Here is a 21,830-nt window from a genome sequence, read left to right as displayed (position 1 = left end):
ATAATAAAAAATTTGGATTAATGCAACTTTCTTTTAATGATAGAGAGAAAATTGATAATAGTGATGATCAAATCTTTTACCAACAACCTAGATACGTACATCACCTTAGCCAATCTTTTAGAACTAGACTTACAACCATTTACTCAGAATATCTTCTTAGTCACTACGTAATTTTAGATTTAATGAGTAGTTGGGTTAGTCATTTACCATTAAAAATGAGATATAAAAAAGTTATTGGTCATGGAATGAATGAAGATGAATTGCGTTCTAATAACCGACTTGATAAGTTCTGGGTACAAAATTTTAATAAAATACAAAATATGCCAATCGAAGATTCATCTATTGATGCTGGATTAATAGTTGCGGGTTGGCAATATCTTCAATATCCTGAAAAAGTTTCATTAGAACTATCAAGAATAATTAAATCTGATTCATTATTAATAATATCATTCACCAATCGTGCTTTCTGGTCCAAAGCTCCAAATATCTGGACATATTCATCTGAGGAAAATAGGATTGGATACATAAAGAGTGTTCTTACTGATAACGGTTGGAGAATAGATAAAATATTCAATGAAAAAACCCATGAAGATAAGCTATTTGGGTTTTATTCAGCAGAAGGTGATCCTTTCTTTTCTATTATTGCAAGAAACAATAAGACTAATAACTGAAGTAGTTGTTATTAATATGTATATTTAGTATTAGATTACAATAAAATTTTGTTATGTCCTATTCTCTAATTAAATTTAGCTCTGAAGATTGTGGAACATGTCACAGAATGAGTTTCTTTGACGCTAAAGTTGCAAATGAATTAGGTCTTGAATTTATTAGTGTGAAACTACAAGATACTGTGGTTTACAGAAAATATAGGCCAATATTATTAAAGCAATATCCTACAAAAGAAGGTATGGGATGGCCAACTTATTTGCTAGTTAATGATCCTGAAGGGGAATTCGAAATCATTGGTGAGCTCAAGGGTGGAATTCCTAAGGGTGATTTTAGAGAAAAACTTTCAAACCTAATATCTAAATAAATTTTCACTAATTCACTGGTTGCATTAATCCACCCCCTCCTGAGTCGGAATCATCGTCATCATTACCTGTATCTACAGTTAAAAGCGTATATATCCCAATAGCAATGAGACTAATCATTCCGCTAAAAAAACTTAGTCCGTATTGGTTAGTACTAATATCTATTACTTCACCCAAATTAAAAATGCCCAAATTTTGGTGACTATAGCAATATTTTCTTTTTAAAGCGTTTTTATCAACCAATTGAAAGATTGACATGCCAAATAATTTAGAATTTATTAACTATTTATTTGGGAGTTCATTAATTCTAGCCATTCAATCAATTGATCTAGAAGTTTGTCACCATCCAATATACCTAGACCTCTTATAGTCACAGTCGAGCACCTATCGCCTTTTTTATAGATAAATCTTCCGTGAAGATGACTAGCTAAACCATTCCTAAGCACCTTAAAAGCTGGTTCATCCATCATTGTTTCAAGCTCAAGATTTGGTTTAGACAACTTAATTCTCGAAAAACCACACTTTTTGGCAATTATTTTTAACTTCATAACTTCAATTAATGATTCAACAGCCTTTGGTAATGCACCATATCTATCAATCAAATTGCTAGCAAATTGAAGTAAGTCCTTATTGCTTTCACACTGTGTAGCTAACCTATAAGAGTTTATCTTTTCATCTGGATCTGTTATCCAATCACCAGGGATAAAGGCCGTAACAGGTAAATCAATTTGTGTATCGTCAACTGTAGGGATATCTTGTCCTTGTATTTCGGCAATTGTTTCCTGCAATAATTCCATATACAAATCAAAACCTATTGTTTCCATTTGCCCGCTTTGCTCAATACCTAAAATATTTCCAACGCCTCTAATTTCCATATCCCTCATTGCTAACTGATAACCACTTCCTAAATCACTAAATTCTTTTATGGCCTTTAAGCGTTGTCTTGATGTTTCATTTAATTTTTCATTGCTTGGGTAAAACAACCATGCGTGTGCTTGTATACCACTACGGCCTACTCTTCCTCTTAATTGATAAAGTTGTGATAGGCCAAATTTATGTGAATCCTCAATTAAAATAGTATTGACCCTAGGAATATCCAATCCACTTTCAACAATTGTTGTACAAAGCAAAATATCAGCCTCTCCAGCATTAAAAGCTAGCATTGAATTTTCTAATGCTCCTTCCTCCATTTGACCGTGAGCTATCAATAATTTCACATTTGGAATCATATCTTTTAATTTTTCTGCTACATCATTTATCCCTTTTATTCGAGGAACTATATAAAATATCTGACCACCTCTATCAATCTCTTGTGAAATTGCGCTTCTAATTATTTCATTATCTAGTGGTGCTAAATGAGTTTTAATTGGTCTCCGTAATGGTGGCGGTGTGGTAATTAAACTCATTTCACGTACACCAGAAAGACTCATATAGAGCGTTCGTGGTATTGGAGTTGCCGATAGAGTTAATACATCAACACTTTTTTTTAACTCCTTAATTTTTTCCTTATGATTAACACCGAATCTTTGTTCTTCATCGATAACTAGAAGACCAAGGTCCTTATAAACTAATTTTTTATTTAAGAGCTGATGTGTCCCGACAACAGCATCAATTTGTCCATTTTTTAATCCATTTATTATTTGCTTTCTTTCACTGATAGTTTTAAATCTATTTAATAATGAAACTCTTATTGGATAAGGTGCAAATCTATCAGAGATAGTTCTCCAATGTTGTTGAGACAATACAGTTGTAGGTGCTAACAAAGCTATTTGTTTACCTGATGTAATAGCTTTAAATATTGCTCTTATTGCTACCTCTGTCTTTCCAAATCCAACATCTCCACAGACTAATCTATCCATTGGCTTATCAGTTTCCATGTCAGCTTTTACTTGAGCAGTTGCTTTTGCCTGATCTGGCGTTAAAGCGTATGGAAATGAATCCTCTAATTCACTTTGCCAAGGGCCATCATCTGGAAACTTGAACCCTTTTTCTTTACTCCTTTCTGCATATAACTTAATTAAATCAAGGGCAACTTTTTTTACAGATCTCTTTGCTTTTTCCTTGATTTTATTCCAATTTGCACCACCTAGTTTACTGATAGTGGGAGTCTTTGAATTAGAATTTCTATATCTACCTAAACTGCCTAGTTGATCTGCTGCTACACTTAATTTTCCATCCATATATTTTATTACTAAGTAATCTCTAGACTCACCATTAATGCTTAACTTCTGAATTTTTTGAAATAAGCCTATACCATGGTTTCTATGAACTACATAATCTCCAGGCTTCATCTTATTCGGATCGATTTTTTTACTTTGAGATTGTTTCCTTCTTCGTACATATCCTGTACTTGAAAAATTATTCTGACCAAAAAATTCCTTATCGGTTAATAAAGCGATTTTCCATGCTGGGAGATAAAAACCCTCTATTTCACCTTCATTATTATTTTTAATCGCTATGGGTATATTGTCCTTTAAAACGCTTTTAATCCCATTAATATCATTGTTATTAGCTATAAATTTTGAGATACATTCATGTTCCTCTAGAAGAGAAACTGCACGACTTGGCTGTGCTGAAATTATCCAAACTGAATATTTATTTTTGATGAAATCATTTAATGATAAACTTATTTTCCCATATTGATTTGGCAACCATTGATGGGTTTTGCTTGAAATATTAAAAACATTTGTTTTAGATTTGGTATCTTCTAAGTCTGTAATATCAATTCCTTTATAATTATTCAGAGATTCAAAGATTTGATTAAGATCATTATGAAGGTTTGGTTTAAATATATTATTTATTTGTTTTAAACTTTTTAAACCATTAACTTCTTCATTATAACTATCTTCAACTATTTTAATCCAGGCATTTCCATGAGATAAACATTGCGACCTTTCTTCAACAATAATAAATGGATTTTCATCTAAGTAATCTAGTAATGAAGATGGATTATCAAATGCTACACCTAGATATTTTCTTGCAGAAAGTAATTTATTTGAATTGACTAACTCAGAATACTCATCATCTTTAAAAAGTATTGATATGTCCTTATCTTTTATGGAAATAAGTTTTTTAATAATTAGTGGATCAAAACCTCTTGGTGTAATACAAATATTGTCAATTTTATCTAATGATCTTTGTGATATTGGGTCAAATTCTTTGATCTTATCTAATTGATCACCAAACAACTCCAATCTAATTGGTAATTCACTACTAACTGGATAAATATCAATTATATCTCCACGTCTTGTCCAAGTTCCTTCTTGATCAATATTATTAGTCTTAATATATCCAGATTCACTTAGTCTAGCAGATAAATTACTTAGATTTATTTCATCTCCTATCTTTAATTTAATACACATAGATTTAAGATAGTCATATGGAGGAAGATGTGGTTGTAACGATCTTTCTGTTGCGATTATTGCTATCTTCTCATTTTCTTTTAACTCAAATATATCGCTGATAACCTGTAATTGACCCCATATTATTTCTGATGTTACATGTATGGAATCATATGGCGAAGCTTCACTCGTCGGATATAAGCATGTTTTAGTCCAGCCACAATCTTTGACTAATGGGTACCATCTAGTTGCATCTTCTAAAGTTGGTACAATTACTAATAATACTTTTGCATTTTTTTTAGCTAGAGAACTAGTGATTAAGGCTTTTGCTGTTCTCGAGGCTCCTGTTAATATTAATCTTTCTATTCTATTTGTTCGTTCAATTAACTCATTTGTTAATGGATGACTTTCTAAAAAATTAGTAATTGACTCTAAAGACACTATTTCTCTTTTACATATCTCTTCAAGATCACCTTAACATTTTATCTGTCTTGTTGAGAAGGTCTAATGATTTTGATATTGATTTCTAATTATTTTTAGATTTTCGACAAAAGATAATAATTGTTCTTCATTTAGTTCTTTTCTAGTAGAAACATTAAATTCCCTTAGTAAATATTCTCTTCCCTGCATATGATCCCATGACAAATCACTAAGTATTTTGTCAGATTCTCTTATTAAAGTATTAATATTAGTTGCAACAAATTTTGTATGAGTGGGTTTATCTAACTTTTTTAATAGATTGAGATACTTTACAATATCATTATAATTAGTTATTTTGCTGCGATTGTTATAACCAAAGGTTTTCTCTAGAAAATTAATTTCATCATCTCTTGACCATTTTAATCGTACAATTTCTGCATCAATTGCTGTTAGTTCATCACTCCAATCACTTGGTTCTTTTGAGATATTAGTTTTTTCAATTTTATTACTTTTAGGCAATTCTACTCTCGATTGAGTGATAATTTGATCTTCATTGATACTCTTTAATCCCTGCTCATTAATTCTCTTTGTATTTAACCTCTTATGTAACCGAGAGATTGCTTTGTCTTCTGCATCCTCTACTGATAAGCCCTCAGCCAGTGCACTTCCTAGATTATGGTCGTTGAGCCAACCAGATACTTTAACAATGGCTTTATTTTCAGATACGTGACATAGTTTTGATTCAATTCTCATGTCCTTTTTGAAATAGCACTAATTAGAAACATTACAGCTAACATATATGAAAAAGACAGTGCAATAGCTCTTTTTTCGTAATTTATATGGATTCAGCATCTCTTAGATCCTTAACGCCCTTACTAGATGGTATCGATAGATGGGTTGAACTAGCTCCCCTTTTACCAATTATAATTTCTTTAGAGCTTGTGCTTTCTGCTGATAATGCAGTGGCTCTAGCCTCCATAACTAAGAATTTAAATAATATTGAACTTCAAAAAAAAGCATTGAATATCGGTATCTTTATTGCCTTATTATTAAGAATACTTGTAATCCTAACTGCACAATTCTTTTTAAATTTTTGGCCAGTTAAGTTACTAGGTGGTATATATTTAATATCACTATCATTTTCGAAATTCAGAACTATAAATAATAATTCCTCAATTAGTAATGAAATAGATAATAATCACAAATCTATAAGTTCATTATTTAGGGTTATACTTTTATTAGCAGCAACAGATTTGGCCTTTTCTATAGACAGTATTACGGCAGCTGTAGCAATAAGTGATCAATTTCTTTTGGTTATTACCGGAGCGATTATTGGGGTTATAGCACTACGATTTACTTCAGGATTGTTCATTAGGTGGCTAGAGATATATATTAATTTAGAAAAAGCTGGTTATATTGCAGTTGGCATTATTGGATTAAAGTTAATTATTCAATTGATTTTATACAAATTAGTAATTCCTGAATATTTATTCTTTTTAGTTATGTTATGCCTTTTTCTTTGGGGGTTTTCAAATAAAGAAATTAAAATCGATAATGTTTAGCTTCCTAATATATTTTTTACTCTTAGATCAGCCTGTATTGACAAAGTGCAGCTATCTGTCGCCCTCTTCCCTTCCAGTTGACCATAATTAACTTGAATTGCATAATCATTAGACATTATCTTTAAACCATTTTGTTTATTTATCGTAAGAATTTCTCCAGGTATATTATTTTCCATTGATTCATTATCTGTATTGTTATAATAAAGTTTTTTTTCATTATGTAAAACAATTTCTGCCTTTAATATTTTAATTCTTTTACCATTGTGCAGTGTATAAGCGTTAGGATATAAACCATTAATTTTCTTTATGATGGTTCTAGCTTTTTGATTCCAATCAATTATGTAATCTTCTTTCTCAATTTGTCTTGCATAAGTAGGATTTACATTTAATTTTGATTGATCAATAGGTTTTAATTCTTCTATAATTGTTGATTTCTTTAAACAATTTAAAAAAGTAAGCCTACCTAGAAATTTTACTAATAACTTTGATGAGATATCGGATAGTTTATTAGTTAGTATTTCTAGATTATCTAAATCATTTATAACCGTGTGCTGTTGTTCAACAACCGGACCTGTGTCTAACCCCTCTTCCATCAACATAATGCATATACCAGTCTTTTTATCGTCATTTAGAATACTCCACTGAATTGGAGCTGCCCCTCTCCATAAAGGTAATAAGGAGGCGTGACTATTCCAACATCCAAGTTTAGGAATATCTAAAATTTCTTTTGGAAGAATCTGACCAAAAGCTACAACAATATAAATATCAGCTTTCAAACCTATAAGTATGTCCTTCGTATTTTGATCTTTTCTTATTGATGGTGTTGCCAGGACACGTATACCTAAATCTATTGCTGTTTGTTTTACTGGAGATGGTGTTAATTTTTTCCCGCGACCTCGCTTTCTATCTGGTTGTGTAACTACAGCAATTACTTCGTATCCAGCATTTACTATTTTTACTAGATTTTCTGCAGCATATTTAGGTGTTCCCCAAAAAACTATCTTCACGCTTCGCCGGTTATTGACATGTTTTCAACCCAAACATGGGGGCTGATACCTTGATGAGTGACGATTTGTTCATTTTCAATTTTCACAATGCTCTTTAGAACTTTTAAGATATCACCTGCAATAGTTGCAGCTTCAATGGATGTCTTCATACCATCTTTAACAATCCAACCATCAAATGGTAAAGAGAATGAACCTTGACTTGATTTTACTCCAGAATGTATCGCTGATAGTTCATCAATTAATACATATTCTTTGAGTGTATTTTTAACACTTAGACTTTCATCTTTATCGATTGAATATTGACTTTTGCTTACAACTAGCCAATCGGGAGAAACCGATACCTTAGCTCCTAATCCTGCATGACCTGTGGGTTTAACACCAAATCTTCTTGCTGTTGCTTCTGAATGAAGTAAATTAGTTAGTACCCCATCAGTTACTAAGTTAATGTTTTGTGTAGGAGTTCCTTCTCCATCAAAGTTAAATGCTCCTACATTTTCAGGATGAAGGCCCTCGTCGCTTATATTTAAATTAGAAACGGAAATTTTATTACCTATTGAATCTTCACGCATTAAACTAAGTCCATCAATAATTGATCTTGCGTTAAACATTGAACTGAATGCACTGATTAATTGAAGAAATGCATCAGGGGTGAAACAAATAAGATACTTATTTGTCTCTATGGGTTTATATTTTAAATGACTTATTAACTTTTCTGATGTTTCAATAATACAAGAATCTATATCAAGCTCTTCTAAATTAGAATTAATTCTAATGCCACCAGCACTTCTTGGCTTTTTGTTTTTCTCTTGGGCCTTTGCATATAAGTATATAGAAGATTGTGTTAGTTTCATATGCCTTCTAGCACCCTCACTATTTATATATATTCTTTCCATATAAGTTTCATTTAATCCGTTATATGGAACAGAATCTATTGATTTATGAGTATCAATTAATTGTTTTTCTGCATTTTTAAGGATATTAAGTAAGTGGTCAATTGAATGAGAATTCGATACTTTTTGTTCAATTACATTTAATTCTGTTTTTGCTAGTGAAGAGAATTCTGGAGATTCTTTTTCGTTACCGAAATGGCTAGCTTCAATGGCACCTTTCATGGCTTTTTTTATGCCTTCACTCGTCAAGTCAGAAGTGCTTGTAATACCAACCTGATTATTTTTATTCCACACTCTTAATGTCATTGAGTTTCTTTGAGAGCCTTTTAGCTGTTTTGCATTACCTTGCTGAACTTGTACCGATATATCTCTACTTAATGATGCTCCCAAATCCCATTTTTTTATTACTGAGTGTTGAATATATTCTTTTAAAATATTATTTAGTAGTTGAGGGTCTAATTCAGATCCTTGTTGATTAGTAAATGTTTCAGTCATTTTAACGCCCTCCAACTGTTATTGAATCAACTTTTATGTGAGGTTGGCCTACAGTAACGTTGACACTTCCGCTTACTGATCCACAAAAACCTGCTGCCAGATCAAGATCATTAGCGCACATTGATATTCTTGGAAGTATCTCTTTTGCCTCACCAATTAAAGTGGCGCCCTTAACAGGTTGCTCAAGCTTTCCATCCTTTATTAAATAACCTTCCTCAACTGAGAAGTTGAATTGACCAGTTGGACCAACACTACCTCCACCCATAGACTTACAGTAAAGGCCATTATCAACACTTTTAATTAGTTCTTCAGGAGAATAATTACCTTCTTTAATGTAAGTATTTCTCATACGACTTGCAGCAGCAAACGAAAAATTTTGTCTCCGGCCACTACCAGTTCTAGGATGACCAGTTCGTAGACAACCTGCTCTATCAGAGAGGAATTGTTTTAATATCCCATTTTCAATTAGTAATGTATTTTGAGGTTCCATGCCTTCATCATCCATCGATAGTGAACCAAAGGCATGATTTGAAAGTCCTTCATCTACTGCACTCACAGCCTCATGAGCAATTGGTTTATTTATTGAGTCATGAAAAGGCGAGGTCCCTCTCTCAAGCTGTGTAGTTTCAAGAAGATGACCACAAGCTTCATGGAATATGACACCGCCAAATTTATTTGCAAGAACAACAGGCATTTGACCTGCTTCTACATATCCAGCATAGAGCATTTTCTGTGCACTCTCGTTTAGTTCGTAGGCACTTTGATCGATATTCCAATTTCTTAGATCATCAGGGTTACCAGAGCTTCCATACCTTCTGGCAGAGGTCGACCTATTTTTGTCTTGTTCTGCAATTACGTTCATACCAACTGTTTGATGAAGCCGAATATCCCTGGCAAAAACACCATCAGAGGCAGCAACGAGAACTTCTTGCCAATTTCTTGAATAGCTAGCTCTTCTTACCTCAAGATTTTTGTTTTTGAAAGAGAGAATTTTAGTAGCATTCAAAAGTTTGTGAGTTGATTCCTTGAGACCTGGTGAATGAGTTAACCAATCATTCTTTTTTGCCCCAAAATCCTTAAAATCTGCTAAGCCATCAAAATTACTGTTATTAATTGATCCAGAGACTAGGCCTAGCATCCCCAGAGCTTGATTTAAAGCAAAGAGAAGCCCAGCTTTGGATAAATCATTAGTGCTAACAAAACCATCTTTTTTTCCTAGAAAGACCCTAATTCCGGCTCCAATTCCAAATGATGGGCTTACATTGGAAATGTTTTCTTGTTCGGCTAGAAGCGAAAGGTTGTCTGATTTTTCAAGAAATATTTCTATCAGATCAGCTCCAGCTGATTTTCCAAGAGATAATAAATCTTCTATTTGTGGCTTTAATGTTTCGTCAAATGTATGAAATAACAAATTTGCATCTTGTTTAGTTAGTAATGAGTTAGTCAATTTTTTTTTTTCATATTATGGCATTTGATTGGCTTAACTGTGTATTTGAAGATTACTTAGAAATATTTTTTTTTATTTATTGATCGAAGCTATAAAATGGATTAAGAGTAAATAAGAATAATAAGCAAAGATTCAGTTCGCACCAATCCATTTTTGACCATTTAATCTTTGTAGTACTCTAGAAATTAATAATGCTAAAGTAGTCTTCTTTTCATCAATCAGAAAGGATTCAACAACGCTTGGAGCTGAATTAGATTCTGCTAATAATATAGTCTTATCTGAGGTTAAAATTTCTTTATTAAAACAAAGCCAGAATCTTCTTTGTTCCGATATTTCACAAAAAACCATCCAACAATTACCTCCTACGACTGGTCGGTTACCTTGTATTAGTTTAATGTCTATAACTGATACACCTTTGTTTTCAATGGATGACTTTAAATCAGGAATTAAATGACTATTTATAAACTCATCAAAGGGTTTATCTTCAAGCTTAGGAGGTTTAACTGGTTTTTTCGGAATTGATGATTCTTCTACTTTCGGTGACGATGGTGATACCGTATTAGCTACTTCTTTGATGGATTCAATTTTTTTGATTTGTTTTTTATTTTCCATAAACTCATATTAGCAAAAATCTTAAGATCATTGTTGAGTTATTATTGATTAAAAATATTTGTGTTTTTACTACCAGCTTGAAAATGAATCATCATTCCAGTCAGAAAAGTTTTGTGTTTCTGGTTTAAAAGATTCACTTTTCCTATCACTATCAAAGTTCGAATCTTCATAGTCATTACCAGTATCATATTTTTCTCGATAATCTTTATCCTCAGGATCATATCTTTCTGTTTTACCAATCACTCTGAATTGTGCATTTACAGTAGGTGATGGATCATTAATATCTCTTTCGATTAAGGTTTTTTCTTCAGAATCTCTGAAATATGAATCATTATATTGCCTTGTATCTTCATTATAATTTTTATACTTATATTCTAATGAGTTATTCTTAATAGATTTATTAATATTTGCAAGACTCGTTGTTAAGATATATGAGATTATGAATCCAATTCCTGTCGAGGCTGCGAGATATGTTCCTAAAGAGTATGATGGAGTATTCCAAATAAGTATTCTTAATTTTGTGTTTTCTTTCTGATTACTATTGTATAAAAAAAATATTAATACTAAGGTTGATATAAAGGGTATAGTTTTAGTTAAAAAGTTTAATTTCATTTGTTAGGACCATTCCATCTTTTTATGTGATTTAAATCTTCACCAAGGGAATCAAACAATCTAACTACAATAAAATCTATTAAATCATCAATAGTTTTTGGATTTGTATACCATGCTGGAATTGGTGGCACAATTAATGCACCTGCAATGGCTAAACGTTTTATGTTTTCAATATGAATTAAATTTAATGGAGATTCTCTTGGAGAAATAACTAAAGGTCTGTTTTCTTTTAAATGAACATCGGCACATCTCTCGATTAAATCTAGAGAAAAACCAGATGCAATTCTTCCCAATGTTCCCATTGAACATGGAACGATTACCATTCCCTTTGTTTTGTGGCTTCCGCTTGCAATTGGGGATGAATGATCATTCCATCTATAACATCTCAACTTTCCTGATTTAACTCTAAATAGATTTCTCCAATAATCAGTTTGAGCATTTGGTTCTACTGGGATATTAATATTACGTTCACTTTTAGCAACTTCATATGCACCTTTACTCAGTATTAAATCTACAGAGCGATTATTTTCTAACAATAATTGAATTGCCCGCTCCCCTATTTGCATAGCAGAGGCTCCTGTGATGGCAATTACAATACTATTCATTTATTTTAATTTTCAGAGTCAGAATCAATACTAATGTCATTTTTACTAATTGATTCGTTATCTTTGTCCTTCACAAGCTCTAAATCAATTTGATTTTTTAGTATATCTACTTTTAAGACCCTGATATTTACTTTTTGGCCAAGTTGATATGTCTTTTTGCTCTTCCTTCCGATTAAAAGGTTTTGTCTAGACCTATATTCATACCAATCGTCACCGAGAGTACTAACGTGAACTAAACCTTCTGCTGTTAAATCATCTATTTCAGCAAAAAAACCATAACTTTGCACACCGGTTATTATCGCTTCTACCTCATTACCAACAATTTTCTGGGCTGCTCTACCTTGGGCAATTGAAATAAGATTATTTCTAAATGTTTTAGATTTTTTTCTGGTTTCATTTAAATCATGAACCAAACGTAAATTCGAATAATTATTAATATTTTCATTAATTTTAGGTGACAAGACATCCCATTTTAAATCTTTCCAACTATCTTTTTTCCCTAATTCAATGATATCCTTACTTCTACTTGATGCTTTATTTTTACCATCATTTAAAAGTGCGGTTAATATAAATTGATTAAATATATTCCAATAATTTAAGGTTGGACAGCACCAAGGAGATTCAATATTAACTGCTGTTATCTCAGAATCTAAACCAATAGTTTCTTTATGACAATCTGGTTTATAAAGTTTTAAATGAATTCCTGGAATTATATGTTTAAGAAGCTTATGAAGAATATTCTTCTCAGAACTCTGTTCGAATGATTTTATCAATTCTGATGTTGTAACAGACCCATCAATATTAACGTTTATATTATTATCTAATGCTAGTGCAGATTTGGTTAGCTCGTTAATTGCCGATGAATCAATTTCCTCATGCTCTTTAAAAATAAATGGTAATTTATATCCTAATAGATGCTTGGCCAGAATATTGTTAGAGAGCCTAATATATACATCAATAATTGATTGGGGGTCAATGCAATTATATGTTCTAGACCATCCATGAAAGTCCCTTCCAGGAAATGCTTTATGTAATTCATTTAACCTTTCTAAATGAGGAATTTTTTCGTCTAATTTGATGGATGATTGGTTATTTGAATTAATTTGTTTTGATGTATGTAAAATTGTATAAATAACTTCTAGATTATCTTTAATATTTTTAAGTGCAATTGGAATTGACTTGGATTTCGATTTTCTATTGACAATAGTTTGTAGGTGCTTTGTCGTAATAATTTTTATTGGCTTAATAACACTGGTGCTAAATTTCCAGTCAATTACATGCCCATCACTATTAATATCCACCATTAAAGAAATAGCTTCATTTACCTCATTAATTTTGAATTTTGAAGCTAAGCTTAAAGACTCATTTAAAAAATCAAGCCAATTATTTCCTAAACAAATAATTTCCCCTTTATCTTTAAGAAATTGGTCTAATTTTCCACCTAAATTAATCCTTTCAGAAACTGTAGGAGAATGAATCCAAATTCTATTTCCCCCTTCATTTGGTTGCGCAAATATAGCTGGTAGTGATGGAGAGTTCTCAGATTCCCAACTTTTAAATAATAATGAGGGTTGAGTAGTTAAGTCTTCTCTTCCTTTTATAAGAATTTTCTTTGGAGCAACTTTTGGTGGACTTATGTTTCTAGATATGTTGTTTTTTGAAAGTAATAATTCTATGTCACCTTCTACTCCGGCATTTATCGGTAATTCTCTACTTATATATCCTTTAGCATTAAATTGAGCAATTGGATATTTAATTATATTTATTTCATAAATATAATCTTTACTTGATTCCCTTTTATCTTCTTCATTTTCTAACTCAATAATAACTGGAATCCTATCGTCCAAAGGGAATGCCCTCAAGTTCCCAGTAGATTTATCTACTTCTATCTTTGCAAGCAAAGTATCATTATATCTGTTTAATATACATTGGATAGTTCCCTCAGGTGCTCTTCTTTTTACACCTTGTTTTGTAATTGATACAATAACAGAATCACCATGCCAGGCATTATTCAAATTAGCCTCTCTGATGTAAATATCTTCACCTTGATCTTCTCTAACAACAAAACAATAGCCCTTACTGCTACAGCGGACTCTGCCTTTTATCAAACCAATATCACTATTAACCTTTAATTTATCATCACTAATAAATTGGACTATACCTAGCTTTGCAAGAGCCTTGATTGCTATTTGTAATTTATCTCTATCAATTTTTTTTGTAAGCTTTAAAGACTTTTCTAACTTAGATACTTCTAATCCACCCTCTCTATCAAGACTTTCTAATATTTGTAAAACTGATGTCATAATAGGATGGCTAATTAATAAATTTCATTTTTTTAAATCTTTAAAGTAAAAGACTTGCTTATTAAAGAAAAATGGTTTACTGGCTATCACAAGTAAACTCTTTTTTGCTTTTTGCTACAAGCTTAATACCTATAATTAAGAATACTATTCCAGATAGCAGTTTGAGAATGAATGCAGGAACGAGGTTTGCAATAGAACCTCCTGCTAAGGCTCCTAAAAGTGTAGCCAATATGAGGGCTAATGAGGATCCTATAAATACTGCTAATGGCTTATTAGTCGTACTACTTAATGTTATTGTTGTTAATTGCGTTTTGTCACCCATCTCAGCTAGAAATACAGTAATAAAAGTTGTAAAAAGAAGCGTTAGAATCATAAAAAATTTTGAACAAATCCTATTTTTGCATAAAGTCAATAAAACCTTGTGTGACCAAGTATATGCCCAAACTTAACATAATTACCCCTGAAAGAACTGTAAACCTTTGCCTAGGAAGGTTATTTGCGATCCATCTACCGATAAGAACTCCAAGAAGACTTGTTGTGATAAGTGCAAGTGCTGCACCTATGAAAATAATTAATGGTCTGCCAGACTGAGCAGATAGCATTAATGTGGCAAGTTGAGTTTTATCTGCTAACTCAGCCAGAAATATTGTACTAAAAGTGGTTATTAATATACTTAAAAAGGAAGTTGAAGCATTTGTGTCGGTCTTTTCAGGTTCTGAATTTGAATTACCCATTACTTCCAATTAAGTGATGTTATCTTTTTTTTTGCTTATCATTAATTCTATATTAGATAAATATTGAAAATGATCAAGCTAATACTAATCTCACTATGATTAATGTTTTTTTTCAGAATCATAGATTACTTTACTAAATTTATGAATACATCACTATCAATGTTTTTAGTACCTATACTTATTGTAGTCGCTGAAGAATCTCAATATCAGAAAAATACAACCTAATACTGAGTTAAGATCAATATTTTTTAATTATTGTGAAGTAAAGCCAGATAGTTTAGTAAAATATCTTCAGTTTTTAAATCATCATGGGAAACCTCTTGCCCCTAGTAGCAGTATTTCTTGCAGGACCAGCAATCATAGCATTGATCTTTTATAGAAGAGGTGTATAAAGCCCTAGGAAGCTTTACCAAGTGCAATTTCAGCAAAAGCAAGAATCTTTTTAGCAAACGCTAACTGATTTTTATCAATATTCTTAGAGTTCATAGTAAAGTCTGAACTGATGACTTCGCCTTTGGTATTAGTTATTAAGACGTCGCTATTATCGTTTAGTTGACACTTATAAATACTTTTATGTATTTTTAATTCTATAACGTTAGTGTGAGTTTTTATATCAATTATATTTAATTGTAGATTGCTAGCTTGCTTCCATTTGTTCAATTCAATATAAAAAGCTATATCTATTAAGTCATTGTTTTTTTGTATACTAGTTTCATTCCATTTAATTGCATTAATTGAACTGGTACCATCATTTAAAGTCATCTTAATATGTCCACCTTTAATTTTAGTAATATTTGTAATTTTACATTTTCTTGCCCAAAAAATCGGGGCTGGATTCATAATTCCAAAGGGACCCATCAAAGATAACTGTCTATAAAAATCATAGTTTATATCAACAAGACGTATGTAAGCGTCTGGCTTTATAGCCTTATTTATATCAATATTTTTAAATTCATTTTTAGCTATATTGTCTAGCCTTACCATCAATTTATGTATATTTTCTTCTTTTATTGAAAATCCTGCTGCATCAGAATGTCCACCATGAGCTATTAGAAGATCATTACAATCTTCTAATGCCAGATTTACTTTTAACCTGGCATTAGATCTTATAGATCCTCTATATTTTCCATCATTTGCTAATGCAAGTATTGCAGTAGGTAAATTAAACTTTTCTACAATTCGAGCAGCAACAATTCCAATAATACCTGGGTGCCATTCTTTTTTAGTGAGTACAAGAAACTTTTTACCATTAAAATATTGAGTCTTTGCAATTTCAAGAGCCTCTTCTTCTATTAGGGCAGTAAGTCTTTTTCGTTCTTTATTAATTTCAAAACACTTATTAGCAATTCTATCTATTGATTCTTTAGATTTATTTGTTAGAAGATCTATTATTATCTTTGGATCACTTATTCTACCAACGGAATTAATTAATGGAGCAATTTTATAACCTATATCCTCTGATGTTATGTCATTTTCATTAATTGAAAGTTTTTTTATAATAGATTTGACTGCTTTATTATTTGTGCTAGATATTTTGGGCAAAAAATCTTTAAGCCATTTTCTATTTGCTCCTTTGAGGGGAGCCATATCAGCAACAGTTCCAATACTGAAAAGAACATTTGCGGTTGTGTTTTTGATATCATAATTTAATTTTTTACATATGTTTTTACCTAAAAGGTATGCAATTCCAACACCCGCTAGATATTTATAGGGAGAATCATTAGGAGTATTTTCTGGGTGAATTAAAGAGTGAATATCTAATTTTTTATCAGGAATTTTATGATGATCTGTAATAATTAGATCAATACCAAACTCTTTTGCCATTTTAATTGCCTCAAAGGCTGAAACTCCATTATCTACAGTAATAACCAATTTTATTTGTTTACTATTAATATCAGAGATCATATTCACATTTAAGCCATAACCCTCTTCCTGTCTTGAAGGTATATATGGGGTTACCTTAGCGCCATGTAGAGTTAATAATTCAACTAACAGGACAGTACTTGTCATACCATCAGCATCATAATCTCCGCATATGGCGATTTGATCATTTCTAGAACAAGCATCTATTATTCTGTCTGTTGCTTTCTTTAAGTCATTGAAGTGATCTTCTGGATTAGGAAGTTCTTTAGGTGTTATGTAGTCATCCAGTTCCTTATTTAAATCAAAACCTCGTCTAATTAATACTTTCTGCAAAATGTAGTTTAAAGAGCAATTATCTTTTTCTGCTTCTTTTACTGGTTTTGGTAATATCCATGTTTTAACTTGGTTATTATCTGTTTTCAAAAGCTTAACCTAGTTTGATTCTTTGTTAGTAAGAATTATATTTGTATTATGCAAAAATAACATGCAAGAGTTAAAAGCTGTCTTTTGGGATGTAGATGGAACAATAGCCGATACTGAGTTGTGTGGGCATAGAGTTGCTTTTAATTTAGCCTTTAAAGATTATGAGTTGGATTGGAACTGGAGCGAGAAAGAATATTTGGAGCTTCTAGGAATATCAGGAGGCTTAAACAGAATAATCCACTATCGAAACAAAATACACAGCAATCTTACTGATAGCCAATGTGCAAAAATTCAATCAAGAAAGCGCATACATTACGAGAAATTAATTCGATTTGGAAAGATTAAAGTAAGAGAGGGCGTAATAAGACTAATTGATGAATTGGCAAACTTTGATGTAGAACAATTCATTGTTACGACCAGCAGTAGAAAGTCCTTGCAACCTTTTTTAGAGGCTTCGTTGAGCTCGCATTTTAAATTTTTTTCCGGAATAATTACTTACGAAGATGTTAGTAAACACAAACCCTTTCCTGATGCATATAATTTAGCAGTTCAATTGAGCAAGAAATCTGAGGTAAATTGCCTAGCGATAGAAGATTCTACAATTGGTGTAAAGGCTGCAAAGGCTGCAAATCTTTCTTGCCTATTGACACTGCCACCATGGGCAAACTCTAAACAGAAAATATCTGATAAAGCTAATGCTTGTGTCGATAGCCTTGGAAATATAGATAATCCTTCTAAATTAATTTACGGAGAAAGTTTAATTAGTAATAATGTAGATTATAAATATTTGACCGCTATTATTAATAAAAATGCAGAAAACAAAATTTAGAAAACTGATTAATTTTATTTTTACATTTGTTAATCCTCTAATATCTGATTCATGGAGTAAGAGAAGTGTTCTTCTTCTATCTTTACTCCTTGGTTTTTATTTTACTAACAGTATACTTTCTTATTTATTAGATAAATCTGTTAATACAATATTTCTTGCAATTCTAATATTAATAATTATGGAGTTATTTATAAGATCATCACTATTGTCAAAATATGGTAAATTATCCATAATTATAAATTCAATTAATAATTTCAGAATTGGCTCAACCTATGCCCTTCTTCTTGAAGCGTTTAAACTTGGTTCTTAATTAAATCAATCAGAATCCTCCTCTGATGTCTCATCCATTGGATAAACAAAGCCTTGTGCTCTTCCAGTAAGAACTGATTTTCCTATAGATAAAGCCTTTTCTGCAGCCACAGCGGCTTTTCCTTTCCAGGTTGCATGTCTTTGATTTCTCTTTCCTTTAGAGGTTTTTTTCTTTGGTACCGCCATTTCCACTCAACATTAACAATATAATATCTTATAACGTCAAGCACCAGTTTAACAAAATACCTTTAAAATAAAACTAAAGTCTTGTCTATTTTTCTTTAGAAACTCTGGTTAGTTTAAAATTTGACTATAGTTTATATAAATACTTTGGAATCTATAAATTTAATAATCAAATGAATAATAGTTATAGTAAATTATTAAAGGATATAGAAGATGGTGAGATAGTATCTATTATTTTAATCCCAAACAGAAGAGAGGTTATAGTTGAATTTAGAAATTCAGAGAAGAAGGTAATACCAATATTTTACAATGATCAGAAAATTCTCCGATTATCTGAGGAATATAGTGTTCCACTTACGGTAAAAGATATTAGATCAGAACAGCGGTTAGCTACTTTTATTACTGGGTTTGGTCTAACATTAATATTTATTTTATCGCTTTCATTTCTAATTAAAAGATCCTCCAAGTTGTTAAATAACATGCAGAGTTTTTCTCGCCGGTCTTCTCAGGTAAGTGAAGATGATATTGGAAATATCACGTTTGATGATGTAGCTGGGTTAAATGAAGAATCTGATGAGTTAAAAGAAATAGTAACCTTTTTAAAAAATCCAAATAAACTCATTGACCTTGGAGCGAAAGCTCCCAAAGGAGTCTTGTTGGTAGGACCACCCGGTAATGGTAAAACTTTATTAGCTCGCGCAATTGCAGGAGAAGCAAATGTTCCATTCTTCTCCATTTCTGCATCAGAATTTGTTGAAATGTTTGTTGGTGTTGGAGCTGGGAGAGTCAGAGATCTTTTTAAAAGTGCAAAATCAAAATCACCATGCATAATTTTCATTGATGAAATTGATTCAATTGGTCGTCAGAGAGGAGCTGGAATCGGAGGGGGAAATGATGAAAGAGAACAAACACTTAACCAATTACTTACAGAGTTGGATGGTTTCAAAACTAATAATGGTGTTATTGTCATTGCAGCAACAAATAGGCCGGATATTCTTGATCAAGCTTTAACAAGGCCTGGAAGATTTGACCGTCGTATCGACATTTCACTACCTGATAGGAAAGCTAGGCATAAAATCTTGGCTGTACATGCAAGATCAAAACCTCTATGTGATTCTGTTAATCTCATGGAATGGGCAACTAGGACTCCGGGTTTTTCAGGAGCTGACCTACAAAATCTTCTAAATGAGGCTGCAATATATGCCGCCAGAAATAATAAATTAAAAATAAGTTCTATTGATATAGACAAAGCTCTTGAAAAAGCGCGTTTCGGCTTATTAGCAAAACCACTTTCAAATAGCACGAAGAAAAGACAGATTGCATATCAAATTATTGGTAAAACATTAGTAGCTTTATTAGTTCCATCTCAGGATAAATTAGAAAAAATATCATTATTTAAGTCACTTGGTGATATGTATGGAATGACTTATTTCACACCCGATGAGGAGACTATAGATAGTGGACTTCTAACAAGGCGTTACATTTATAATAAGATTGTAACTTTACTCGGATCGAGAGCTGCCGAAATTGTTGTTTTTGGATCTAAGGAAGTTACGCAAGGTTCGCAAAAAGATCTAGAGAATGTTTACTATTGGGCTAACCAAATGGTTACGAGATTTGGTTTCTCAGACCTTGGTCCAATTGCTTATGATTCAGATAAAGATTCAATATTCTTAGGAAAAGATATCATGAAAAATATAAAAGAATATTCTCAACATACAAGTAAAGCTATTGACAGAGAAATAATATCCATATCCAAAAAAGCTCTGGAACATGCTATTGATCTATTATCAGATAAGGTAACTTTAATGGATACACTAGTTGATGAACTAATAGTTAATGAAACACTTGAATCGGAATATGTTATTAATTCACTCAACTCCTATCTTTCTGCAAAATAATCAACTACAAAATATTTATTTTAGAGTGCGGAAAAGTATTCTTTGCTTCCTTTAGGGTCTTCTTTCATAGTCTTGTCACCAGGCGTCCAGCCTGCAGGACAAACCTCGTCTGGGTGAGATTCAACATATTGGTATGCTTGTAAAATTCTTAGAGTCTCATCAATATTTCTACCAACAGGTGCTTTGTTAATGGTTGAGTGCATGATGATTCCATTTGGGTTAATTATGAATAAACCCCTGTCAGCCTCTCCATCCTCATTTAATACATTATAAGATTGGCAGATTTCACGCTTTAAGTCTGATACGAGAGGATAGTTAATATCGCCAATACCTCCTTCATTTCGTGGTGTTTGAATCCAAGCTAGATGAGTAAATTTACTATCAACAGATACACCCAAAACTTCTGTGTTCTTACTACTAAAGTCGCTGTATCTGTCGCTAAATGCTGTGATCTCAGTGGGACAGACAAAAGTGAAATCCAAAGGATAGAAAAATAAAACCACATACTTTCCTCTGTACTGAGAAAGAGTAATATCCTTAAATTCTTGATCAACGACTGCAGTAGCAGCAAAATCTGGAGCTTGCATACCTACCCTTAGGCACTCATTTGTCGTCATGGAACTTGTTGCGTATTTTGATTGGTTTGGAAGGTAGAGAACTTCCCCTTTTCCTTTTTATAATTTATCATGTTAAGACCAAAGAAACTTTGTCTCTCTAACTAAAGGAGAATATTCTATAAAAATGAATGAACCAATAAGTTGGGATCCATCCCTTGTTAAAAAATTTAGTTCATCAAATCATTTTAAGTTGTTAAATCAATTAAGAAGTGAAGTAAAAAAGTATCCCTTAAATAATAAAAAGAATTTAAAAGCGGATCAAACTAGGAAGAGTATTCAAGATCTCAAAAATAAAACAAATGTTGAGCTCTATAAAAATACATCAATGGCTAATTATTCTAATAATAACGTTGAAAACAATATCAATAACTCTAATGTTAGTTTTAATAATTCAAAGAATTTTTCTATATATAATCAAACTAATGATCAAACTAAGATTCGACAAATCGATAGCACATCAAGTGATAAATCAAATTCAAATGACGGATCCTCATCTATATCTTTTAAAGAACGTCTTAATCAGATAGACATGAAATAGTGGCTATTTTTTTAATAACTCATTGTAAAATTAATCTTAATAATAAAAACTAAAATAAGATTGTTAGACTAAAAAGAATACGTAACATCATTATTTGATATTTTCCTT

Annotated in this window: 23 protein-coding genes; 8 read left to right on the top strand and 15 right to left on the bottom strand. The window is 31.7% G+C overall.

Going from position 1 to position 21,830, the window contains the following annotated elements; all coding sequences use genetic code 11:
• Nucleotides 1-20 precede the first annotated feature (20 nt).
• Nucleotides 21-671 carry an SAM-dependent methyltransferase gene (locus tag AC6EIY_RS01940; protein ID WP_498507293.1) on the top strand — a complete coding sequence of 217 codons (651 nt, stop codon included), beginning with the start codon at nt 21-23 and terminating at the stop codon, nt 669-671.
• A 53-nt stretch (nt 672-724) separates the two neighbouring features.
• Entirely contained in the window at nt 725-1,033 is a 309-nt protein-coding gene (locus AC6EIY_RS01935) for a TlpA family protein disulfide reductase (RefSeq protein WP_498507292.1), read from the top strand.
• A gap of 7 nt (nt 1,034-1,040) precedes the next feature.
• Here AC6EIY_RS01935 and AC6EIY_RS01930 read toward each other — a convergent pair whose 3' ends face one another.
• The 3 genes from AC6EIY_RS01930 to AC6EIY_RS01920 form a co-directional block, all read right to left on the bottom strand.
• Nucleotides 1,041-1,289 carry a hypothetical protein gene (locus AC6EIY_RS01930; RefSeq protein WP_498507291.1) on the bottom strand — a complete coding sequence of 83 codons (249 nt, stop codon included), beginning with the start codon at nt 1,287-1,289 and terminating at the stop codon, nt 1,041-1,043.
• A gap of 20 nt (nt 1,290-1,309) precedes the next feature.
• Nucleotides 1,310-4,813: a transcription-repair coupling factor gene (gene mfd, locus AC6EIY_RS01925; protein WP_498507290.1), complete on the bottom strand. Its 3,504-nt coding sequence runs from the start codon at nt 4,811-4,813 to the stop codon at nt 1,310-1,312.
• 63 nt (nt 4,814-4,876) lie between these two features.
• Nucleotides 4,877-5,545 (bottom strand): hypothetical protein, encoded by a 669-nt coding sequence (locus tag AC6EIY_RS01920; RefSeq protein WP_498507289.1) that lies wholly within the window; start codon nt 5,543-5,545, stop codon nt 4,877-4,879.
• Nucleotides 5,546-5,631: 86 nt separating this feature from the next.
• Between AC6EIY_RS01920 and AC6EIY_RS01915 the strand changes: the two genes are divergently transcribed.
• Nucleotides 5,632-6,354 (top strand): TerC family protein, encoded by a 723-nt coding sequence (locus tag AC6EIY_RS01915; protein WP_498507288.1) that lies wholly within the window; start codon nt 5,632-5,634, stop codon nt 6,352-6,354.
• Here AC6EIY_RS01915 and fmt read toward each other — a convergent pair.
• The 9 genes from fmt to AC6EIY_RS01870 form a co-directional block, all read right to left on the bottom strand.
• A complete protein-coding gene (gene fmt / locus AC6EIY_RS01910; protein ID WP_498507287.1) occupies nt 6,351-7,361 on the bottom strand; it encodes a methionyl-tRNA formyltransferase in 1,011 nt (336 codons plus the stop codon). The two genes, AC6EIY_RS01915 and fmt, sit on opposite strands and share 4 nt — an antisense overlap.
• Nucleotides 7,358-8,746, bottom strand: a complete 1,389-nt coding sequence (locus tag AC6EIY_RS01905) for a TldD/PmbA family protein (RefSeq protein WP_498507285.1) — start codon at nt 8,744-8,746, stop codon at nt 7,358-7,360. Before AC6EIY_RS01905 ends, fmt begins: the two co-directional genes overlap by 4 nt.
• Nucleotide 8,747: 1 nt before the next feature.
• Entirely contained in the window at nt 8,748-10,157 is a 1,410-nt protein-coding gene (locus tag AC6EIY_RS01900) for a TldD/PmbA family protein (protein ID WP_498508138.1), read from the bottom strand.
• Nucleotides 10,158-10,325: 168 nt separating this feature from the next.
• The gene (locus tag AC6EIY_RS01895) at nt 10,326-10,805 is read right to left on the bottom strand and encodes a DUF2996 domain-containing protein (protein WP_498507284.1); all 480 of its coding nucleotides are present in this window, start codon (nt 10,803-10,805) and stop codon (nt 10,326-10,328) included.
• Nucleotides 10,806-10,874: 69 nt separating this feature from the next.
• A complete protein-coding gene (locus AC6EIY_RS01890; protein ID WP_498507283.1) occupies nt 10,875-11,417 on the bottom strand; it encodes a hypothetical protein in 543 nt (180 codons plus the stop codon).
• Nucleotides 11,414-12,022 carry a flavin prenyltransferase UbiX gene (locus AC6EIY_RS01885; protein ID WP_498507282.1) on the bottom strand — a complete coding sequence of 203 codons (609 nt, stop codon included), beginning with the start codon at nt 12,020-12,022 and terminating at the stop codon, nt 11,414-11,416. Before AC6EIY_RS01885 ends, AC6EIY_RS01890 begins: the two co-directional genes overlap by 4 nt.
• A 5-nt stretch (nt 12,023-12,027) precedes the next feature.
• On the bottom strand, nt 12,028-14,325 hold the full coding sequence (locus AC6EIY_RS01880; RefSeq protein ID WP_498507281.1) for an RNB domain-containing ribonuclease: 2,298 nt from the start codon (nt 14,323-14,325) through the stop codon (nt 12,028-12,030).
• Between the two features lie 76 nt (nt 14,326-14,401).
• Complete coding sequence (locus AC6EIY_RS01875) at nt 14,402-14,698, bottom strand: TMEM165/GDT1 family protein (RefSeq protein ID WP_498507280.1); 297 nt, start codon at nt 14,696-14,698, stop codon at nt 14,402-14,404.
• 19 nt (nt 14,699-14,717) lie between these two features.
• Entirely contained in the window at nt 14,718-15,059 is a 342-nt protein-coding gene (locus AC6EIY_RS01870; protein ID WP_498507279.1) for a TMEM165/GDT1 family protein, read from the bottom strand.
• A 308-nt stretch (nt 15,060-15,367) separates the two neighbouring features.
• On the opposite strand from AC6EIY_RS01870, the gene psb30 reads away from it, so the two are divergent.
• On the top strand, nt 15,368-15,451 hold the full coding sequence (gene psb30 / locus AC6EIY_RS01865) for a photosystem II reaction center protein Ycf12/Psb30 (RefSeq protein WP_071813363.1): 84 nt from the start codon (nt 15,368-15,370) through the stop codon (nt 15,449-15,451).
• Nucleotides 15,452-15,455: 4 nt separating this feature from the next.
• Here the strand turns inward: psb30 and recJ are convergent, their stop codons facing one another.
• A complete protein-coding gene (gene recJ / locus AC6EIY_RS01860) occupies nt 15,456-17,345 on the bottom strand; it encodes a single-stranded-DNA-specific exonuclease RecJ (RefSeq protein ID WP_498507276.1) in 1,890 nt (629 codons plus the stop codon).
• 61 nt (nt 17,346-17,406) lie between these two features.
• On the opposite strand from recJ, the gene AC6EIY_RS01855 reads away from it, so the two are divergent.
• A complete protein-coding gene (locus AC6EIY_RS01855; protein WP_498507275.1) occupies nt 17,407-18,174 on the top strand; it encodes an HAD-IA family hydrolase in 768 nt (255 codons plus the stop codon).
• Nucleotides 18,155-18,484, top strand: a complete 330-nt coding sequence (locus AC6EIY_RS01850) for a DUF565 domain-containing protein (RefSeq protein ID WP_498507273.1) — start codon at nt 18,155-18,157, stop codon at nt 18,482-18,484. Before AC6EIY_RS01855 ends, AC6EIY_RS01850 begins: the two co-directional genes overlap by 20 nt.
• A gap of 5 nt (nt 18,485-18,489) precedes the next feature.
• Here the strand turns inward: AC6EIY_RS01850 and rpmF are convergent, their stop codons facing one another.
• Nucleotides 18,490-18,669, bottom strand: coding sequence for a 50S ribosomal protein L32 (rpmF, locus tag AC6EIY_RS01845; protein ID WP_498507272.1), 180 nt, complete (start codon nt 18,667-18,669; stop codon nt 18,490-18,492).
• Nucleotides 18,670-18,839: 170 nt separating this feature from the next.
• Between rpmF and ftsH the strand changes: the two genes are divergently transcribed.
• On the top strand, nt 18,840-20,567 hold the full coding sequence (ftsH, locus tag AC6EIY_RS01840; protein ID WP_498507271.1) for an ATP-dependent zinc metalloprotease FtsH: 1,728 nt from the start codon (nt 18,840-18,842) through the stop codon (nt 20,565-20,567).
• 20 nt (nt 20,568-20,587) lie between these two features.
• Here the strand turns inward: ftsH and AC6EIY_RS01835 are convergent, their stop codons facing one another.
• The gene (locus AC6EIY_RS01835) at nt 20,588-21,184 is read right to left on the bottom strand and encodes a peroxiredoxin (RefSeq protein WP_498507270.1); all 597 of its coding nucleotides are present in this window, start codon (nt 21,182-21,184) and stop codon (nt 20,588-20,590) included.
• Nucleotides 21,185-21,308: 124 nt separating this feature from the next.
• On the opposite strand from AC6EIY_RS01835, the gene AC6EIY_RS01830 reads away from it, so the two are divergent.
• A complete protein-coding gene (locus tag AC6EIY_RS01830) occupies nt 21,309-21,722 on the top strand; it encodes a hypothetical protein (protein ID WP_498507269.1) in 414 nt (137 codons plus the stop codon).
• The last annotated feature ends 108 nt before the right edge of the window (nt 21,723-21,830 follow it).

It is taken from the genome of Prochlorococcus sp. MIT2304, assembly GCF_059772405.1.
The sequence above is the reverse complement of the archived record's forward strand: the minus strand, read 5'-3'. Positions and strand labels throughout refer to the sequence as shown.

What these genes read in the sequence shown, in the direction of transcription:
- AC6EIY_RS01940 (WP_498507293.1), top strand. Translation starts at nt 21, where the DNA reads ATGCAACTTTCTTTTAATGATAGAGAGAAAATTGATAATAGTGATGAT.
- AC6EIY_RS01935 (WP_498507292.1), top strand. Translation starts at nt 725, where the DNA reads ATGTCCTATTCTCTAATTAAATTTAGCTCTGAAGATTGTGGAACATGT.
- AC6EIY_RS01930 (WP_498507291.1), bottom strand. Translation starts at nt 1,289, where the DNA reads ATGTCAATCTTTCAATTGGTTGATAAAAACGCTTTAAAAAGAAAATAT.
- AC6EIY_RS01920 (WP_498507289.1), bottom strand. Translation starts at nt 5,545, where the DNA reads ATGAGAATTGAATCAAAACTATGTCACGTATCTGAAAATAAAGCCATT.
- AC6EIY_RS01915 (WP_498507288.1), top strand. Translation starts at nt 5,632, where the DNA reads ATGGATTCAGCATCTCTTAGATCCTTAACGCCCTTACTAGATGGTATC.
- AC6EIY_RS01905 (WP_498507285.1), bottom strand. Translation starts at nt 8,746, where the DNA reads ATGACTGAAACATTTACTAATCAACAAGGATCTGAATTAGACCCTCAA.
- AC6EIY_RS01895 (WP_498507284.1), bottom strand. Translation starts at nt 10,805, where the DNA reads ATGGAAAATAAAAAACAAATCAAAAAAATTGAATCCATCAAAGAAGTA.
- AC6EIY_RS01890 (WP_498507283.1), bottom strand. Translation starts at nt 11,417, where the DNA reads ATGAAATTAAACTTTTTAACTAAAACTATACCCTTTATATCAACCTTA.
- AC6EIY_RS01885 (WP_498507282.1), bottom strand. Translation starts at nt 12,022, where the DNA reads ATGAATAGTATTGTAATTGCCATCACAGGAGCCTCTGCTATGCAAATA.
- AC6EIY_RS01880 (WP_498507281.1), bottom strand. Translation starts at nt 14,325, where the DNA reads ATGACATCAGTTTTACAAATATTAGAAAGTCTTGATAGAGAGGGTGGA.
- AC6EIY_RS01875 (WP_498507280.1), bottom strand. Translation starts at nt 14,698, where the DNA reads ATGATTCTAACGCTTCTTTTTACAACTTTTATTACTGTATTTCTAGCT.
- AC6EIY_RS01870 (WP_498507279.1), bottom strand. Translation starts at nt 15,059, where the DNA reads ATGGGTAATTCAAATTCAGAACCTGAAAAGACCGACACAAATGCTTCA.
- psb30 (WP_071813363.1), top strand. Translation starts at nt 15,368, where the DNA reads ATGGGAAACCTCTTGCCCCTAGTAGCAGTATTTCTTGCAGGACCAGCA.
- AC6EIY_RS01855 (WP_498507275.1), top strand. Translation starts at nt 17,407, where the DNA reads ATGCAAGAGTTAAAAGCTGTCTTTTGGGATGTAGATGGAACAATAGCC.
- AC6EIY_RS01850 (WP_498507273.1), top strand. Translation starts at nt 18,155, where the DNA reads ATGCAGAAAACAAAATTTAGAAAACTGATTAATTTTATTTTTACATTT.
- rpmF (WP_498507272.1), bottom strand. Translation starts at nt 18,669, where the DNA reads ATGGCGGTACCAAAGAAAAAAACCTCTAAAGGAAAGAGAAATCAAAGA.
- ftsH (WP_498507271.1), top strand. Translation starts at nt 18,840, where the DNA reads ATGAATAATAGTTATAGTAAATTATTAAAGGATATAGAAGATGGTGAG.
- AC6EIY_RS01835 (WP_498507270.1), bottom strand. Translation starts at nt 21,184, where the DNA reads ATGACGACAAATGAGTGCCTAAGGGTAGGTATGCAAGCTCCAGATTTT.
- AC6EIY_RS01830 (WP_498507269.1), top strand. Translation starts at nt 21,309, where the DNA reads ATGAATGAACCAATAAGTTGGGATCCATCCCTTGTTAAAAAATTTAGT.